General features: G+C 33.4%; 17 protein-coding genes and 1 tRNA gene. 7 read left to right on the top strand and 11 right to left on the bottom strand.

Annotated elements, in window-relative coordinates; all coding sequences use genetic code 11:
* Positions 1 to 7: 7 nt before the first annotated feature.
* From asnS to RM538_RS04730, 3 genes are all read left to right on the top strand, one after another.
* The gene (asnS, locus tag RM538_RS04720; protein ID WP_311332253.1) at positions 8 to 1,450 is read left to right on the top strand and encodes an asparagine--tRNA ligase; all 1,443 of its coding nucleotides are present in this window, start codon (positions 8 to 10) and stop codon (positions 1,448 to 1,450) included.
* Between the two features lie 89 nt (positions 1,451 to 1,539).
* Positions 1,540 to 3,000 (top strand): RNA polymerase factor sigma-54, encoded by a 1,461-nt coding sequence (gene rpoN, locus RM538_RS04725; protein ID WP_311332254.1) that lies wholly within the window; start codon positions 1,540 to 1,542, stop codon positions 2,998 to 3,000.
* Positions 3,000 to 3,605: a hypothetical protein gene (locus RM538_RS04730; RefSeq protein ID WP_311332255.1), complete on the top strand. Its 606-nt coding sequence runs from the start codon at positions 3,000 to 3,002 to the stop codon at positions 3,603 to 3,605. Before rpoN ends, RM538_RS04730 begins: the two co-directional genes overlap by 1 nt.
* On the opposite strand, the gene RM538_RS04735 is transcribed toward RM538_RS04730, so the two are convergent.
* The 8 genes from RM538_RS04735 to RM538_RS04770 form a co-directional block, all read right to left on the bottom strand.
* Positions 3,600 to 4,304, bottom strand: coding sequence for an outer membrane beta-barrel protein (locus RM538_RS04735; RefSeq protein WP_311332256.1), 705 nt, complete (start codon positions 4,302 to 4,304; stop codon positions 3,600 to 3,602). The two genes, RM538_RS04730 and RM538_RS04735, sit on opposite strands and share 6 nt — an antisense overlap.
* Before the next feature lie 91 nt (positions 4,305 to 4,395).
* On the bottom strand, positions 4,396 to 4,869 hold the full coding sequence (locus tag RM538_RS04740) for an ExbD/TolR family protein (RefSeq protein ID WP_311332257.1): 474 nt from the start codon (positions 4,867 to 4,869) through the stop codon (positions 4,396 to 4,398).
* 10 nt (positions 4,870 to 4,879) lie between these two features.
* Positions 4,880 to 5,491 carry an ExbD/TolR family protein gene (locus RM538_RS04745; RefSeq protein WP_311332258.1) on the bottom strand — a complete coding sequence of 204 codons (612 nt, stop codon included), beginning with the start codon at positions 5,489 to 5,491 and terminating at the stop codon, positions 4,880 to 4,882.
* On the bottom strand, positions 5,491 to 5,919 hold the full coding sequence (locus RM538_RS04750; RefSeq protein ID WP_311332259.1) for a hypothetical protein: 429 nt from the start codon (positions 5,917 to 5,919) through the stop codon (positions 5,491 to 5,493). The genes RM538_RS04745 and RM538_RS04750 overlap by 1 nt, the downstream gene beginning before the upstream one ends.
* Positions 5,920 to 5,939: 20 nt before the next feature.
* A complete protein-coding gene (locus tag RM538_RS04755) occupies positions 5,940 to 6,737 on the bottom strand; it encodes a MotA/TolQ/ExbB proton channel family protein (RefSeq protein WP_311332260.1) in 798 nt (265 codons plus the stop codon).
* A gap of 482 nt (positions 6,738 to 7,219) precedes the next feature.
* Positions 7,220 to 7,307, bottom strand: a tRNA-Ser gene (locus RM538_RS04760).
* A gap of 69 nt (positions 7,308 to 7,376) precedes the next feature.
* Positions 7,377 to 8,405: an asparaginase gene (locus RM538_RS04765; protein ID WP_311332261.1), complete on the bottom strand. Its 1,029-nt coding sequence runs from the start codon at positions 8,403 to 8,405 to the stop codon at positions 7,377 to 7,379.
* Positions 8,402 to 9,166 carry a TatD family hydrolase gene (locus RM538_RS04770; RefSeq protein WP_311332262.1) on the bottom strand — a complete coding sequence of 255 codons (765 nt, stop codon included), beginning with the start codon at positions 9,164 to 9,166 and terminating at the stop codon, positions 8,402 to 8,404. Before RM538_RS04770 ends, RM538_RS04765 begins: the two co-directional genes overlap by 4 nt.
* A 47-nt stretch (positions 9,167 to 9,213) precedes the next feature.
* On the opposite strand from RM538_RS04770, the gene RM538_RS04775 reads away from it, so the two are divergent.
* From RM538_RS04775 to RM538_RS04785, 3 genes are all read left to right on the top strand, one after another.
* On the top strand, positions 9,214 to 9,651 hold the full coding sequence (locus RM538_RS04775) for an aspartyl protease family protein (protein WP_311332263.1): 438 nt from the start codon (positions 9,214 to 9,216) through the stop codon (positions 9,649 to 9,651).
* A 66-nt stretch (positions 9,652 to 9,717) separates the two neighbouring features.
* On the top strand, positions 9,718 to 11,739 hold the full coding sequence (locus tag RM538_RS04780; protein ID WP_311332264.1) for a tetratricopeptide repeat-containing sensor histidine kinase: 2,022 nt from the start codon (positions 9,718 to 9,720) through the stop codon (positions 11,737 to 11,739).
* The gene (locus tag RM538_RS04785; protein WP_311332265.1) at positions 11,736 to 12,368 is read left to right on the top strand and encodes a response regulator transcription factor; all 633 of its coding nucleotides are present in this window, start codon (positions 11,736 to 11,738) and stop codon (positions 12,366 to 12,368) included. Before RM538_RS04780 ends, RM538_RS04785 begins: the two co-directional genes overlap by 4 nt.
* A gap of 297 nt (positions 12,369 to 12,665) precedes the next feature.
* On the opposite strand, the gene odhB is transcribed toward RM538_RS04785, so the two are convergent.
* Both odhB and RM538_RS04795 read right to left on the bottom strand, forming a co-directional pair.
* A complete protein-coding gene (odhB, locus tag RM538_RS04790) occupies positions 12,666 to 13,931 on the bottom strand; it encodes a 2-oxoglutarate dehydrogenase complex dihydrolipoyllysine-residue succinyltransferase (protein WP_311332266.1) in 1,266 nt (421 codons plus the stop codon).
* Between the two features lie 36 nt (positions 13,932 to 13,967).
* A complete protein-coding gene (locus RM538_RS04795) occupies positions 13,968 to 16,712 on the bottom strand; it encodes a 2-oxoglutarate dehydrogenase E1 component (RefSeq protein WP_311332267.1) in 2,745 nt (914 codons plus the stop codon).
* Between the two features lie 151 nt (positions 16,713 to 16,863).
* On the opposite strand from RM538_RS04795, the gene RM538_RS04800 reads away from it, so the two are divergent.
* Positions 16,864 to 17,397 carry an alpha-ketoglutarate decarboxylase gene (locus tag RM538_RS04800; RefSeq protein ID WP_311332268.1) on the top strand — a complete coding sequence of 178 codons (534 nt, stop codon included), beginning with the start codon at positions 16,864 to 16,866 and terminating at the stop codon, positions 17,395 to 17,397.
* Here RM538_RS04800 and RM538_RS04805 read toward each other — a convergent pair whose 3' ends face one another.
* The gene (locus RM538_RS04805; protein ID WP_311332269.1) at positions 17,398 to 18,372 is read right to left on the bottom strand and encodes a polyprenyl synthetase family protein; all 975 of its coding nucleotides are present in this window, start codon (positions 18,370 to 18,372) and stop codon (positions 17,398 to 17,400) included.
* Between the last annotated feature and the right edge of the window lie 76 nt (positions 18,373 to 18,448).

Raw genomic sequence — 18,448 nt, forward strand, 5'->3', positions numbered from 1 at the left:
ATAGGCTATGAAGCACACAGAAATTATAAAAATATTACAAACCGAACCTACTTTACATGAAATAACAGTAAGAGGTTGGGTACGTTCTTTTAGAAGTAATCGTTTTATTGCACTTAACGATGGTTCTACCCTACATAACTTACAATGTGTGGTAGATTTTGAAAATTTTGAAGAAGAAGTGCTAAAAAAGGTAACTACTGGAGCAGCTATAGAAGTTACAGGGCTTTTAGTTGAAAGTCAAGGAGCTGGGCAGGCTGTAGAAGTACAAGTAAATAAATTGGCTGTGTTAGGAGAAGCAGACCCTGAAGAAGTAAAATTAACCATTCTTTCTCCAAAAAGACATACTCTTGAAAAGCTAAGAGAGCAAGCACACCTTAGAGTTCGTACTAATACCTTTGGCGCAGTAATGCGTTTACGATCTAAATTAGCATTTGCTATTCATGAATATTTTCAGGTAAATGGGTTTTACTATATGCACTCCCCCATTATCACAGGTAGTGATGCAGAAGGTGCTGGTGAAATGTTCAGAGTAAGCTCTCTAGATTCAAAAAACCCTCCTTTGAAAGAAGACGGAACTGTAGATTTTAAGCAGGACTTTTTTGAAAAAGAAACCAACCTTACCGTAAGCGGACAACTAGAGGCAGAAACCTACGCAATGGGCTTAGGGAAAGTATATACTTTCGGCCCTACTTTTAGAGCCGAAAATTCTAATACCTCACGACACCTAGCAGAATTCTGGATGATAGAACCTGAAGTAGCTTTCTGTGATCTTGATGGTAATATGGATTTAGCCGAAGATTTTATAAAGTATGTTATAAAATATGCATTAGAAAATTGCGCTGACGATTTAGAATTTCTTGAAAACAGGTTACTTCAAGAAGAAAAGACTAAGCCACAAGCTGAACGGAGTGAAATGGCATTACGAGAAAAACTAAATTTTGTTCTAGAAAATAACTTTAAACGTGTAAGCTATACAGAGGCAATTGAAATTTTAAAGCGCTCTAAACCCAACAAAAAGAAAAAGTTTAAGTACTTAATTGAAGAATGGGGTGCAGATTTACAAAGTGAACACGAACGTTTTCTTGTAGAAAAACATTTTAAATGCCCTGTAATTTTATTTGATTATCCAGCGTCTATAAAGTCATTCTATATGCGACTTAACGACGATGGCAAAACCGTACGTGCTATGGACGTATTATTTCCAGGTATTGGAGAAATTGTTGGAGGCTCTCAGCGGGAAGAACGCTATGATGTTTTAAAACAAAAAATGGAAGTTATGGGTATTCCTCAAGATGAGCTTTACTGGTATTTAGACTTACGCAAGTTTGGTACAGCTGTCCATAGTGGTTTTGGACTTGGTTTTGAAAGATTAGTACAATTTGTAACTGGAATGGGCAATATTAGAGATGTAATACCATACCCAAGAACTCCAGGTAATGCAGAATTTTAAAAAATAATATCATAATAGTATATTAAAACCAGCTACTATATCTCTATATCTAGCTGGTTTTTTTTATTTTTAACAGTAGATATAATATAATGCTCAAACAACAATTAAATTTTAAATTATCACAAAAGTTATCACCGCAACAAATTCAGTTGATGAAGTTGATACAATTACCTACGCAAGCATTTGAGCAACGCATTGCACAGGAAATGAATGAAAATCCGGCACTTGAAGGTGGTAAAGACGAAAAAGACGAATATGATGATTTAAGCGACGATTTTGATGATACTTATGAGGATGATGGCACCGAAGTTATTGAAGCCGAAATTAATGTAGATGATTATTTAAGTGACGACGAAACACCAAGCTACAAATTATCTGCAAATAACTATAGTGCAGATGATGAAGAAAAACAAACACCATATGCCTCAGGGACTTCTTTCAATCAGTTTTTATTGCAACAGCTAAGCACCTATCGCTTTGATGAAGAGGAAGAAGTAATCGCAAAATTTCTTGTGGGTAGTGTAGATGAGAGTGGCTACATTAGACGTGACATTCAAGATATTGTAGATGACCTAGCATTTACTCAAAACGTTTTTACAACTGAAGAAAAAATAGAAGATATTCTTAATAAAGTACAAGACTTAGACCCTGCCGGTGTAGGTGCTCGTAATCTTGAGGAGTGTTTATTATTGCAGTTATACCGAAAAACAAATACAAATTCCGTTGCGTTAGCCATATCGATTATTGAAGATGCTTTTGATCATTTTTCGAAAAAGCATTACAAGAAGCTCATTCAGAAATTTAATATAACTGAAGACGATCTAAGAGAAGCTATACACGAAATTGAAGGACTCAATCCAAAACCTGGCGGAAGTTATTCTGGAAACACAAAAATGGTAGAGCATGTAGTTCCAGATTTTGCAATTAAAATTGTAGATGGAGAATTAGACTTAACACTAAACGGACGTAATGCTCCAGAGTTACATGTATCTAGGGAGTATACCAATATGCTTAAAGGGTATAAGGATGCAAAAGACAAGTCTAAATCCCAGAAAGATGCAGTTATGTTTATTAAACAAAAGCTAGACGCTGCCAAGTGGTTTATAGACGCTATTAAGCAACGGCAACAAACACTTTTTGTTACTATGAATTCTATTATGCATCATCAAAAAGAGTATTTTTTAACGGGTGACGAACGAAAACTCAAGCCCATGATTCTAAAAGATATTGCAGATAAAATAGATATGGACGTATCTACTGTTTCTCGAGTTGCAAATAGTAAATATGTGGATACTCCTTATGGAACAAAACTCATAAAAGAGTTTTTTAGCGAGTCTATGACTAATGATCAAGGAGAAGAAGTTTCAACAAGAGAGATTAAAAAAATCCTTGAGATAACTATTTCAGAAGAAGATAAGAGAAAACCGCTCACAGATGATAAACTAGCAAAAATATTAAAAGAGAAAGGCTACCCTATTGCTAGAAGGACTGTTGCTAAGTATAGAGAGCAATTGGATCTCCCTGTTGCTAGACTTAGAAAAGAAATATAATGAACTATTTTTTACGTTTTGGAGCGTATCTTTTTCATCCACTATTAATGCCCTTATTAGGTGTTAGTATTTATTACTTAATCTCCCCTCGATTTTTACAACCAGAGATTATTCAAGCAAAAATTGCAGCAATAATTATACTAACTGTATTTATCCCTTTACTTATTTTCTTTTTACTGAAAAATCTTAGACTCGTATCTTCTATTCATTTAAAAGAAGTTTCAGAAAGAAAATTACCGCTATTTATACAATGTGCCCTATTGCTATTAATTATAAAGTTTGTCTACGACCCTTATGATAGTGGTGAACTATACTACTTTTTTATTGGTATACTATTTACCACAATCACCTCCCTTTTATTGGTCTTTTTAAACTTTAAAGTTAGCTTACATCAAATGGCAATTGCTGGAGTTACCCTTTTTATATTAGGCCTAAGTGTTCACTTTAAAATAAATTTGTTGCTATGGCTTGGTCTTTTATTGCTAGGCAATGGTTGGGTTGCTTCTTCTAGATTACATACAAAATCACATACGGTGATTGAGCTTGTAATAGGTTTTTTTGTTGGAGCAATTCCGCAGTTAGTTTTATATAATTATTGGTTATAATATATAAAAGATAAGTCCCAATTTAATTGTTCGTATGTCTATAGCCTCTCCTTCTGTAGTTGTAGCATTATCAAAAAAGGGGTTTATACTATAAGAGGCAAAAAAGTTAAAAGTGTTGTACCCAAAAGCTAGTGTGGTTGTTAATCTTAAAGGGTCAAACTCTTCAATATTGGTTTGGTTTACTTCATTGCCAGTTTGCTTAAATTTTGATTTATAGAAAAAAGCATATCCAACTCTAAATCCTGCATGTATTCTCCAAAACTTATAACTCTCTGGAGTAGAGGTTCGCCATCTAAACTCAAAGGGGATTTCTGCTACATAAACACTTAGTCTATTTCGGTCAAAAGAAACATCATCTTCCATTAATACTGTAAAAATTGATTGCTCGTTTTCGTCTTCACCTATAAATAAATTTTGACCATAGGTGTCTACAGTAAGTCCAGCACCTACAGCAATAGCAACATTTCTACGTTTATTAATTGGCATATCTCGTAAATACCCTAACTGTAGGCCTCCAGAGAATCCACGTAAGGAAACATCTTTAGGAGTATTAGCCAAAAGGTTATAATTAATACCAATATAAAACTGGTCTTCTCTGTAAAGAGAATCTACTGCTATTTTAGAGTCTTCTTGGGAATAAGAGGCTGCAAAAGGAAAGCAGAAAAAAAATCCTAAAAGTACTTTTTGATACAATTGCATAGTTAAAGATAATTGTATTTATAACTATAAAACAAAAAAATGCCTTGAACATTTTGTTCAAGGCATTGTATTTATAACTAAGATTGAAATTTTATTGCTCTAACTCATTACCTGGAGTGGTAATATAGATTATTTTAAGCATATTTTCTTCCCTTAGCACTTGTTTTATATCTGTTACAAGACCTGTATTGGTTTCTTCATCTACTTTTAAAGCTACCATTACTTTATCTTGCAATTCTGGTCTTAGCTTTCCTCTTAACTCATTAAGAGCAAAAGGAATACTTTTTATGTCTGTAAACTTATCTCCAATCTGTATTTTACCTTCACTACCATAAGCATCTTGGTATCTTGAGCTTGGTTTACCAGCATAAATATAAATAGATCGGTCTTTCTTTAATTTTTCAACTTGGTCTGCCTTAGGTAATTGGTTTTTAACTAATAAATTATTATCCCTAAGAACCGTTACCACCATGAAGAAAAACAGTAACATAAATACAATATCTGGTAATGATGCTGTATTTACTGGAGGTAATTCTCCGCCTTTTTTCTTTTTAAATTTTGACATATCTAATTATTTATTGTCCTGCTTGTTTAGGTTCTGCTTCTGAAAGTTTTAAAGGAAACATAAGCTGTATTTCTTCAAGCTTTTCTTCTATTGCTTCAGCTTGAGCTCCTTTTATTTTTCCTTCGGCAATGTCTGCTTTCTTCTCAGTATACTTCCATCCAAATAAACGTTGTGATTCTCTATTTCGTAAGAAATTGTATGCAGCAACTAATTCATTTTGAACATTGATATACATTTTATAAGAAGTTAACCTGTCATTTTGAACAGATATTACAGCCTTATCTGGGTTATCTGATGATGCAGGGTCGCGTCGCCCTTTACAGTAAGAACACTCTGAAGCAACACCACCATTATCTAAAAAGTCGATAGCTGCTTGCCTAAGGTCTTTAAGTTGCATTAATTCATCTTCAACCAGTAATTGGTCATCTTTATTTACTGATACAATAAATAAATTTTTCTGCTTTAATATTGGAGGATCCACCACATCTTCAATAGGAGGCAATTGTCTTGCAATACCTTTATCTTTTTCAATAGTAGTTGTTACTAAGAAAAATATTAAAAGTAAGAAGGCAATATCTGCCATAGATCCCGCATTTACTTCGGGTGCTGATCTTCTAGCCATTATCTATTTATTAATTTTGAAACTCCTGTCCATACCATTGCTGCAATCGCTAACAATGCCATTATATAAAATGCATATAATCCTGTACCTACCCATTTAGAGCCACTAGCCGAAAGCATTCCACCGTCTTTAAGAGGTGTTTCAACTCCACTTGCTAGACCATAAGATATAGCGATAATTGCTACAAATCCTAATAGTACAAATAGTGTCTTTTTAATATTACCTGCAAATATGCCTTTTAGTACAAATAATAGTACAACAAAGACTATAAGTGCTAAAATTGCATAAGTGAGGTACATAAATCCGTCTACTCCCTCTCCAGTTTCAGTAATAGTATCATTTCCTGTAACCAAAAGGTTTACAAAAAAAGCTACTCCTACGATACCCAAGATGAGTGCTATAATTTTAAATACTTTGTGTAATCCCATTATAATTGGTCTTTATTATATTATTTTTTGTTTTTGTAGTCTACTAACATATCAATTAAAGTAATTGATGCATCTTCCATATTGTTTACAATACTATCAATCTTAGCGATAATGTAGTTATAGAAAATTTGAAGTATAATCGCTACAATAAGACCAAATACTGTTGTTAAAAGTGCTACTTTAATACCACCTGCTACAAGTGAAGGATTCATATCACCGGCTGCTTCAATTCTATCAAATGCAAGAATCATACCTATTACCGTACCCATGAAACCAAGCATTGGTGCTAGTGCGATAAATAAAGATACCCAAGAAACGTTTTTTTCTAATTGTCCCATTTGCACTCCACCGTAAGCAACTACAGACTTTTCTGCAGCTTCAATACTCTCTTCTGCACGGTCAAGTCCTTGGTAATAAATAGATGCTACAGGACCTTTTGTATTTCTACAAACTTCCTTAGCAGCTTCTACACCACCACTATTAAGTGCATCTTCAACATTCTCTGCTAATTTTTGAGTGTTTGTTGTAGATAAGTTTAAGAAGATAATTCTTTCAATAGCAATTGCTAATCCTAGAATTAAACATAAAAGTACAATACCCATAAAAAGTGGTGTACCTTCAATAAAATATTTTTTAAGAGTTTGATGGAATCCTAGAGATTCTTCTGCAGGAGCTTCTGCATCATCTTGAATAAGAGTAACCGCTGTTACTGCTGCGTTAGTACTTGCAGGAATAGTAGTTTGTGTTACTGCATTTGCGTTTAGAGTTCCCGCAAATACAAGTGCGGCAATCGCCATAATAGAAAATAATTTTTTCATTGCTATCGACTTAAAGTTTGTTTTTAGTTAAAGGTTTAAAGATATAAAAATATTTAGTTAATCTACAACAAATAATAGGTGTTACTACCTTATTAGTTATTATTGAATAGGTTATAATCTGTATTTTTTTGCAAAATAGACAAATCCATTGCGAATTAAAACAAAATCTAACTTCTTTCTATTAACAAAGACGAAAAAATAACAAAAATTTAAAGCTAGAAGCTTTTTACCGAAGATTTTCTCGCAACTTTATAAGATTCTATTAGAAAAATGCAACAATAAGTATGTAGTCTTTATTAATTATAAGGGGTAAATCGCTGCGCTCGTTGATCCCGAAATATCTGCATCATACAATGAAAACCTCACAATCGCTTAGGCTATTGTGACTTTCTATTTTAAAGAACTTACAAAAACCTCCGGTTGTTGATGTACTCTAAAACAGAAAACCAAACACAAAAAATGTGTTTAGTTTTCGCTCTAAGCAGAGAGGAAGGGATTCGAACCCTCGATACGCTTTTGGCGTATACACACTTTCCAGGCGTGCGCCTTCGACCACTCGGCCACCTCTCTAGTTTTTCATTCAAAAAAAGAAAGCAAATATCAAAAAATTAAAGGTAATATGATATGGTTGTTTCAATTTTAACTCATCTCTCCACGAAGCGATGTTTCAAAAATTGTTTTAAAGCTTGTTGGAGTGATTTTTTGACCTAGCAAATACATTAACTTAGCTAACGCTGCTTCTGTTGTACAGTCTTTTCCCGAGACAACCTTAAGCTTTTTTAAAGCAACACTTGTTTCGTACAACCCCATACTTACAGCACCTCCAGAACATTGGGTCACGTTTACAACTACAATTCCTTTTTTTAGCACTTGCTTAAGGGCCTCTATAAACCAATCTTCGGTAGTTAAATTACCGCTTCCATAGGTTTCAAGCACAATCCCCTTTACAGTAGGATTTGCAAAAAGATGCTCTATAGTCTCCTTAGTGATACCCGGAAACATTTTAATAAGCATAATATTTGACTCTAGATTGTAATTAACTTTTAGTTTTTTCTTTCGGTTAGGTTTATATAACGCATCATAATTTATAGAGAGGTGAACTCCACTTTCAGCTAATGCTGGGTAGTTTAATGAATCGAAGGCTTCAAAATGCTCGGCGTTTATCTTAGTTGTTCTATTTGCTCGGTACAATTTGTATTCAAAATAAAGTCCAACTTCATTAATAACGGGTTTTCCTTTTTCGGTTAAAGCAGCTAATTGGATTGAAGTAATCAAGTTTTCCTTAGCATCTGTACGTAAGTCTCCAATAGGTAATTGTGATCCTGTAAAAATGATTGGCTTTGATAAGTTTTCAAACATAAAACTTATAGCAGAAGATGTGTAGGACATGGTATCACTACCATGTAATACCACAAAGCCATTAAAGGCATTGTAATTTTCCTCAATGATACTTGCTAGATCTTTCCAGTAACTAGGATTCATATTTGAACTATCAATAGGGTTTTTAAAGCTCACCGTATCAATATCACAGTCTAATAATTTAAGCTCTGGTATATGTTGCAATAAATCATCAAAGTTGAAACTCTTTAAAGCTCCTGTCTCAAAATCTTTAATCATACCTATAGTACCACCCGTATATATAAGGAGAATGTTTGCTTTTTGTGTCATACTTTAAATACTTCTTTTGAGTTTTGAGTAGTTATTGCCGCCATTTCTTCTTCGGAAACACCATAAATAGCCGCAACTTTTTTGTTAATTAAAGAAATGTAACTACTCTCGTTTCGTTTTCCTCTGTATGGTACAGGTGATAGATAAGGCGCATCTGTTTCCAAAACAATATGCTTTGGGTCTATTTTATGTAAAAATGTATCAATTTTTCCATTTTTAAAAGTCACCACACCTCCTATTCCCAATTTCATATTAAATGAAATTGCTCGCTCTGCTTGTTCTAAAGTTCCAGTAAAACAATGAAAGATACCATATAAATCATCACTCTTTTCAGTTTCTAATACTTCAAAAATTTCATCAAAAGCCTCTCTACAATGTATTACAATAGGTAATTTATACTTTTTTGCTAGTTGTATTTGGTGCTTAAACGCCTCTTGCTGGATTGCTAATGTACTTTTATCCCAATATAAATCAATTCCTATTTCCCCTACTGCATAAAATTCTCTTTGTTTAAATTGAGACTCAACATGTGCTAATTCTTCTTTATAATTTTCTTTTACCGATGTTGGATGCAAACCCATCATAAGAAATATGTTTTCTGGATATTTAGTTTCTAATTCATACATCGCTTGTGTAGTTTCACTATCTATAGCAGGAACAAAAAAGCGTTGTACTCCCTCATTAAAGGCTCGTTGCATCATTGCATCTCTATCGTCATTAAATGCGTCGCTGTAGAGATGTGTGTGAGTATCTGTTAACATAGTTACAAAGTTACCTCTTTTGTTAGCTATATTTGACAAAAAATGAAATGCAACTTAGAAGTTTCTTAGAAGATAAACAGTTTAAAAGGATTCCTTTAAAAAAATTGGCGACAGGTCATTATAAATTTATTGCAAAGGTAAATGGGGTAAATGGGGAGTTTATTTTAGATACAGGAGCATCAACAAGCTGTATTGGTCTAGATTATATGTTGCATTTTAATCTAGCCTCTCAAGCAAGTGACATCAAAGCTGCTGGGGCTGGAGCTACGGGTATGGAAACGCAAAGTACCGAAAATAATAGTTTTAAAATTCCATTAATTAAGTCTTTAAAAATGGACTTTATACTATTTGATCTTTCACACGTAAACCTAGCCCTTGAGCAAGTAGAAGAAGCCCCTGTACATGGTATTATTGGTGCAGACTTTTTAAAAAAATACAGAGCAGTCATTGACTACGGAAGAAACTGTTTCTATATTTCCCTATAAGAACAGTAGGCTATAATTAAAAAAAAACACTAACTTTAGGTGTTTACCAACAAACCTACATTCTTTTTGAAAAAGTTTATTCTTTTTTTTCTAATTGGCTTAAATTGCCTGTGCACACTTGCACAAAATAAAGATATTGACTACTACAAAGAACTAGTTTCTACACAAAAGAGTTCTTTAGACAAATTAGTTGTTATAGACTCTGTCCTTTCAAAAAGCTTTAGGGTAGATACTGACACTTTTGTTAGATATAGTATTATGTATATTGAGTTGGCTAAAGAACTTGATAGTATTGATCTAGCTGCAAAAAAAGCTATGAACTTACAATTTCCTCTTACCGTTTATAAGAACGACCCTATTAAATCTATTAAAATAATAGATGGTGTTCTAGCACATAAATACAAGATTACAGATAGTTTTTTACTAGGTGGTTTATATTTAAAAAGAGGAGGCGCAAATTATAAATTAGACCAAAAACAAGCAGTTGAAGACTACACAACTGCTATAGAAAACTTTGGAGCAAAAGACTCTGTTTACATTGCAGATGCTCATTTATTTAGTGGGCAAGTATATTCTAATATGGGCAAATTTGTTCCAGCAGGTGAAAGCTACAATAAAGCATATAAAATATTTGAAGCCCTAAATGATCAAGAATATATGTTTTATGCCAAACAAGGGATAGTGGTAATGTTTAGCATGAATGGTTTTTATGAAAAAGCTTATGAAGAAAGACAAAAACTTTTTGAAACTTTAAAAGGCTTCAAAAACCAACAATATCTTGTTTCTGAATATTACAACCAAGCCTTTGATTATGAAAAGACTGGTAATTATAAGAAGATGTTGTTTTACCTAGACAAAGCAAACCAAGCATTGGAAACACATAAAACAATAACCAATTATTTACAAAATAAGGTTTTAATAAACTCTAAGTATGCTGGGTATTATGCAGAAAAAGGAATTACTGAAAAATCTGGAGAATATTTATCTAAAATTGACACAATAATTCCAAAAGTTAGCAATGATTACTTTGCCTTATCTGCTTATAATGGAGCTAAAGCAAAGTATTTAACCTCATTAAACAACAATAGAGAGGCGCTAGAATTTGCAAATAAAAAACTTGAAAACACTTCAAATATTGGTCTTGAAGATGGAATTATGGAGTCTCATCTATTGTTGTCAAACATCCATGAAAAAGTAGGAAACTACAAAAAAAGTCTTTCTCATAAAGAAAGTTATATTAAACTTAAAGATTCGATATATAACAGAGGTACAGCAAATGCTCTTGCATACTATCAAACCTTATACGAAACAGAAAAAAAGGAAAAAGAGCTTTTAGAAACAACAGCTAATATACGGTTACTAGAAAAGGACAATGAATCTTTTAAAAAACTCATAGCGCTTGTTAGTGTTGGAGTTCTTTTACTATTTGGGGTTTTCTTATTGTTTAGAAATCAAAAAGAGCTCAAATTGAATAAAATAAGACAGGAGCGTTTTAGTCAAAAATTAATTGTATCTCAAGAAGAAGAGCGTAAAAGAATATCAAAAGATTTACATGATAGCTTAGGGCAACAGCTACTTTTAATTAAAAATAAAATTGTGCCCCTTAAAGACGAAGAAACAAAAAAAATGGTAGATGATGCCATAGATGAAGTACGTAACATTTCTAGAGACCTACATCCCTTCCAATTACAAGAAATGGGAATTACACGGGCCATAGAACATACACTTACAAAAATAGATGAAAACACAACTATTTTTATTTCTTCAGAAATTGAAAATATTGATAATTTGTTTACACCAGAGCAAGAGGTTAATATCTATCGTATTGTACAAGAGTCTCTTAACAACATAATTAAGCACGCAAAAGCTGAAGCCAGTAAAGTTTCAGTAAAGAAGTTTTCAAAAAATATTATTATTTCAGTAAAAGATAATGGAGTAGGGTTTGATTTTTCGGAAAAATATCAAGATATTAAGTCGCTGGGATTAAAGACACTACTAGAAAGAACTAAAGTATTAGATGGACAAATGCGTGTATTCTCAAGAAAAAATACAGGTACAACACTAGAATTTCAATTCCCGATAACTTGAAAGAACATACTCTAATCATAGCAGACGATCATCCACTACTCTTAAAAGGATTAAATGACTTTTTACAAGAGAAAGGGTTTAATATTATTGGAGGAGCCTCTAATGGCAGAGAAGCATACAACCTTATAGTAAAAGAAGAGCCAGATATAGCTATTCTAGATATACAAATGCCTTACATGTCTGGCCTCGAAATTGCTAAAAAATGTAAAAGTAAAAGTCTTGAAACTAAAATAATTTTAATCACACTACATAAAGAAAGAGAGCTTTACTTAGAAGCCAAAGAATTAAACATCTTTGGATATATACTAAAGGAGTTTGCACTTGAAGAGATTGAGCTCTGCTTAGAAAAAGTTATTAATAACGAGTCTTTTTTTAGTCCGAAGATAAAAGGATCATTAGGAGATAATGAAATTAAAGAAAGTTCTCTTGATTGCCTTACTCCTTCTGAAAAGAAAATCTTAAAGTTAATTGCTAAGGATAAAACCAATAAGGAAATAGCTTCTTTATTATTTATTTCCTATCGAACTGTTGAAAAGCATAGAAGTAATATTATCACAAAACTAAAGCTTGAACCTAAAACAAATAGTCTCTTAATCTACGCAAAGGAAAATCACAGCCAATTGCTCTAGTATTTTGGTTTTCTTTAAATTACGTGTTTATACGTATTTCAGTATACAATCAAAAATCACATCTTTACATAAACAATCTAACTAGAATATCCTAAAAGAAAAGGGCAATGGGAGAAAAGCCTGATATATTACGTAAAAGAACATTATACATTTTCTTATTTGTTTCAGTACTTATCATACTTGGATTAAATTTGATTAATTACTTTATTTCTAACTAACATTTATATTTCAATTTAGCTAACTAACAAAAAACCCTGAGTAATTTACTCAGGGTTTTTTTATTTATAAAAGTTAATCTTAAAGCTCTAATGCCTTTTCAATGTCGTTATCCATTAATAAGTCTATTGGGCTTTCAAGAGCTTCTTTTACAGCTACTAAAAATCCAACAGATTCACGACCATCAATAATTCTGTGATCATAAGATAATGCTACAAACATTACAGGTGCAATGGCAATTGCTCCATCTCTTACAATAGGTCGCTCTACTATATTATGCATTCCTAAAATTCCTGATTGAGGTGGGTTAATTATAGGAGTAGACAACATACTACCAAAAACACCTCCGTTAGATATTGTGAAAGTTCCCCCTGTCATTTCATCAACTGTAATTTTACCATCTCTCGCTCGTAAAGCCAATCTTTTTACTTCACTTTCAACACCTCTAAAAGTTAGATTTTCTGCATTTCTAATTACAGGCACCATAAGACCTTTTGGTCCAGAAACTGCAATTGAAATATCCATAAAATCATGTTTTATCTGGTAATCTCCATCTATCATAGAGTTTACATCTGGGTAAAGCTCTAAAGCTCTAACTACAGCTAGCGTAAAGAAAGACATAAACCCTAAACTAACTCCATGTTTTTCTTTAAAGGTTTCTTTGTATTTTTTACGAAGCTCAAAAATAGGACTCATATCCACTTCATTAAAAGTGGTTAACATTGCTGTTTCATTTTTTGCAGAGACTAGACGTTCTGCTACTTTACGACGTAGCATTGATAATTTTTTACGCTCTGTTCCTCTACTTCCATTACCTGGAGTACCCATAGATGGAGTGGCCTCTTGCGCATCACTTTTAGTAATACGACCATCACGACCACTTCCTTTTACACTTGTAGCATCAATACCTTTTTCGTCTAATATTTTTTTGGCAGCTGGCGAAGGTGTTCCTGATGCATATGTTTTCTCAGGAGCTGGCTCTTTTTTCTTGTTATCTTTTTTAGCTTCAGCTGCTTTTTTATCTAAGTCAGGTGCTGCATTAGTTTCTCCTTTTTCATCACCTGGGTTTTTGTATGTCTCAGTAGTATCGTCATCACCTTCTGGTTTTTCTGCATCTGTATCAATTAAGCAAACAACCTCTCCTACTGCAACAGCGTCTCCCTCTTCTGCTTTAAGTGTTATAATCCCACTCGCTTCGGCAGGTAATTCTAGTGTTGCTTTGTCGCTATCAACTTCAGCAATTGCTTGGTCTTTTTCTACCCAATCGCCATCTTCAACAAGCCATTGTGCTATTTCAACTTCGGTTATGGACTCTCCCGGTGAAGGGACTTTCATTTCTAATGCCATAGTTTTATACTTTTCCTAGTTAGGATATTATTTTATTTATTCTGATTTAAAAACACTTTCAATTACTCTTGTATGTCTTGCTTTAGAACGAACACTACTTCCTGCAGCTGGAGCAGAGTACATTTTTCTACTACACACCCTCCATTTTCTTGAGGGTTCGTAATGCATTAACATGTGCGAATAAGCACCCATATTTCTTGGTTCTTCTTGTGCCCAAACAATGTCTTTAGCGTTTTTATATTTCTTTATTATTGCCTCAATTTGTTTAATTGGTAATGGAAATAGTTGTTCTATTCTTACCAAAGCAACATCATCTCTCTCTAGTTTTTCTTGTTCTTCTAATAAGTCATAGTAAAACTTACCTGTTAAGAAAACTAGTGTTTTAATTTTTTTAGGATCTGCATTTTCATCATCAATTAACATTTTAAAGCTTCCTTTAGCAAACTCTTCTTTTGTTGAAAGTACTTTTGGATGACGTAATAAACTCTTAGGAGTAAAAACAATAAGTGGCTTACGGTAATCTACTTTCATCTGGCGCCTTAATAAATGATACATGTTAGCAGGTGTTGTACAATCTGCAACAAACATGTTGTCCTTAGCGCATAGTTGAAGGTAACGCTCCATTCTTGCTGAGGAATGCTCTGCTCCTTGCCCTTCATAACCATGCGGTAGTAACATAACAAGTCCGTTTTGAAGCTTCCATTTATCTTCTGATGCCGAAATATATTGATCTATCATTATTTGAGCACCATTACTAAAGTCTCCAAACTGTGCTTCCCAGATAGTCAAGGTTTTTGGACTAGCCATTGCGTATCCATAATCAAAACCAACTACTCCATATTCTGATAGTAATGAGTTGTAGATATAAAAATCACCTTGTTCTCCTTTTAATTCATTAAGCAATACTATTTCTTCTTCACTTTCTTCTACTTTTACAACAGCATGCCTATGAGAGAACGTTCCTCTTTCTACATCTTGCCCGGTCATTCTAACATCGTAGCCTTCCTTAAGTAAGGTTCCATAGGCTAATAATTCGGCCATTGCCCAATCTAATTGATTGTCCTCAAAATACATTTTGTGACGCGCTTCAATTAAACGAGAAATTTTGCGTAGGAACTTTTTATCTTCTGGAAGTTTTGTAATTACCTTGGCTATTTCAGTTAAGTTTTTTAAAGGAACAGTTGTATCTACATCCTGGATCATTTTATCTTCCTCTGCATACTGAAACCCCTCCCACTCATCTTTCATTATGGCAGTAATAACTGTTTTATCTTCTTTTCTAGAATCTTCTAAGTTTTCTTCTAGTTTATCTTTATATTCTTGCTCTAGCTTTTTGGTATGCCCTTTCTCAATAACACCTTCAGCAAAGAGTTTTTCAGCATAGATATCTCTTGGGTTTTGGTGCTTTGATATTGCTTTATACAATTTAGGTTGTGTAAAACGAGGCTCATCTCCTTCATTATGTCCATACTTTCTGTATCCCAATAGGTCTATAAATACATCACGACCAAACTGCATTCTAAAATCTAATGCAAATATCATAGCATGAACTACTGCCTCAACATCATCTGCATTTACGTGTAAAACAGGTGATAAAGTAACTTTTGCTACATCTGTACAATAGGTAGAGGAACGACCATCAAGATAATTGGTTGTAAAACCAACTTGGTTGTTTACAACAATATGAATTGTTCCTCCTGTTTTATAACCATCTAGTTGTGCCATTTGCACTACTTCATACACAAGACCTTGGCCTGCAATTGCAGCATCTCCATGTACTATTATAGGTAAGACTTTTTTACTATCGTCTTTATGATGTCTATCTTGCTTTGCCCTCGCTATTCCTTCTACAACTGCTCCTACAGTTTCTAGGTGAGAAGGGTTGGGTGCAATATTTAAGTTAATTTCTTTACCTGAATCAGTTTTTCTTTTTGAAGTCCAACCCAAATGGTATTTTACATCTCCGTCAAAGTAGTCTTGATCGTAATCTTTACCATCAAATTCGCTAAAGATATCTTTTGCACTTTTACCAAAAATATTGGTCAATGTACTTAGGCGGCCTCTATGCGCCATCCCCATTACAAAATCTTCAACTCCTTTATCTGCAGCAGCTTCAATAAGTGCATCTACTCCAGGAATTAGACTCTCACCTCCTTCTAATGAGAAGCGCTTTTGACCTACATATTTTGTATGTAAAAATGTTTCAAAAGAAACTGCTTCGTTTAGTTTCTTAAGAATATGTTTTTTCTTTTCTGAAGAAAATTTAGGCTGATTATCATTTACATTAAGCTTATCCTGAATCCATTGTATTTCTTCTGGCTTACGGATGTACATGTATTCTACTCCTATAGAATCACAATAAATGCTTTGAAGGTGATTAATAATATCTTCTAGTGTAGTCTCTTTTATACCGAGGATTTCGGCTGCCTTAAACTTCTTTCCTAAGTCTTCTTGGGATAGTCCAAAGTTTTCAATGTCTAACGTAGGTGAATACTTTCTTCGTTCCCGTACTGGGTTTGTTTTTGTAAAAAGGTGCCCGCGATTTCTATAACCGTCAATCAACTTAATTACTTGAAACTCTTTAAGAACTTCTTCTGGTAATTCGCCACCTCCATATTCTATACCCAATTCTTCTAGAGAACCGTTTTCTATTCCAAAATCAAACCCCTGAAAAAAAGCTCTCCAACTGGGTTCTACACTATCTGGAAATTTTAAATACGTATCGTATAATTGTGCGATGTGTTCTGGATGTATCGCATTGAGAAAAGAATATTTATCCATCTTTGGAATACCTGTGTTTTTAGTATCGTAAAACAGTACAAAAATACAACAAATCTAATAACTACATTGATGGGGATATATTTATTTTACATAGCTTTTTGAAAAGGAGCTAGTCTATACTCAATATTTAAAAAATACCTACCTTTAGGTAATGAAATTAAAACAAATACAACTTCTCATCTTTTTTGTAGTTTTTTGTTATGTATGTCAAGGACAAGTTGATGCTACTCAAAACAAAGATACTAGCTATCAATTTTGGGACCGTGTGCGTTTTGGTGGTGGAGTAGGATTAAGTTTTGGCAATGGTTTTTTTAGTGGGACGCTAGCGCCAAGTACCATTTACCAATTTAATAATCAATTTGCTTTAGGCGTAGGGCTATCTGGAACCTACAATAGTCAACGCGATTTTGCAAACACAACTATTTTAGGAGGAAGCTTAATTAGCTTGTTTAATGTAATCCCAGAGATACAGCTTTCTGGAGAATTAGAGCAACTTAACTTTAATAGAAATTTTGAAGCCACTACTGGGTTTGAAGATGACAATTTCTGGAATACTGCTTTATTTTTAGGTGCAGGATATACTGATGGCAATTTTACTGTAGGTATTCGCTACGATGTTTTATATAATGAGGATCGAAGTATTTATGCTAATGCATGGGTACCTTTTGTGAGGGTGTTCTTTTAACTAAACCTTCCGCTTCATTAACCAGTTTCCAAAATCACGAAGTTGTTCTTTTTTCTCTTCTGAAATTTTAATTTTCTCAAGTAAATCAAAGGCTGTTTTAGTGTAGTCTTTAATAGCATTTAGAGTGTCTTTAGCAGAACCTGTTGAAACAAATAGTTCTTTAATTGTTTCAATTTTATCTTCAGAATTTTTAGGAGTAATACTATATAACTGCTCTAATGTTTCTTTATCTTGAGAGGTTCCTTTCTCCAAAGCTGTTAAATATAAATAGGTTTTTTTATTAGTAATAATATCACCTCCTACTTGTTTACCAAAAGTTTTAGGATCTCCAAAAGCATCCAAATAATCGTCCTGTAACTGAAACGCTATACCTAGATTTCTTCCAAATTGGTATATGTATTCTTTACAACTTTGTGAAGCATTTGCAACAATAGCTCCCATTTGCATAGCTGCCCCAATGAGTACTGCAGTTTTGTAATCAATCATTTTTAAATACTCCGGGATAGTAACATCATCTCTCGTTTCAAAATCTACATCATATTGTTGTCCCTCACAAACCTCAATCGCTGTTTTACTAAACAACTTTGCTAATTGCCTAAACAATTCTGGTTCATACTCCTCAAATAATTGATATGCCAAAATAAGCATCGCATCACCAGATAAAATACCTGTATTAACATCCCATTTTTCATGTACAGTTTGTTCTCCTCTTCGCAGGGGAGCATCATCCATAATATCGTCATGGATTAAAGAAAAATTATGAAATAGTTCCACAGCCATTGCTGCGTTTGTAGCTTTTTTTGGGTCACCCCCAAAGAAATCGCATGCCATTAAAGTTAAGATAGGTCTTAGACGCTTCCCTCCTAATGAAACTATATAAGAAATAGGTTCGTAGAGCTGTATAGGCTCCTTAACCGTAATAACTTGAGCTAAGTTTTCTTGTAATAACTCGCTGTATTTTTCTAATCCAAGCATGAAGTTAAATTTTTACAAAAATACTATTTGCTTTGGGTTTCTTAATAAGAATGAACTGCTAATTAACGAAATGTTA

This window comes from Patiriisocius hiemis (assembly GCF_031846325.1).
In the GTDB taxonomy this organism is placed as follows: Bacteria; Bacteroidota; Bacteroidia; order Flavobacteriales; family Flavobacteriaceae; genus Patiriisocius_A; species Patiriisocius_A hiemis.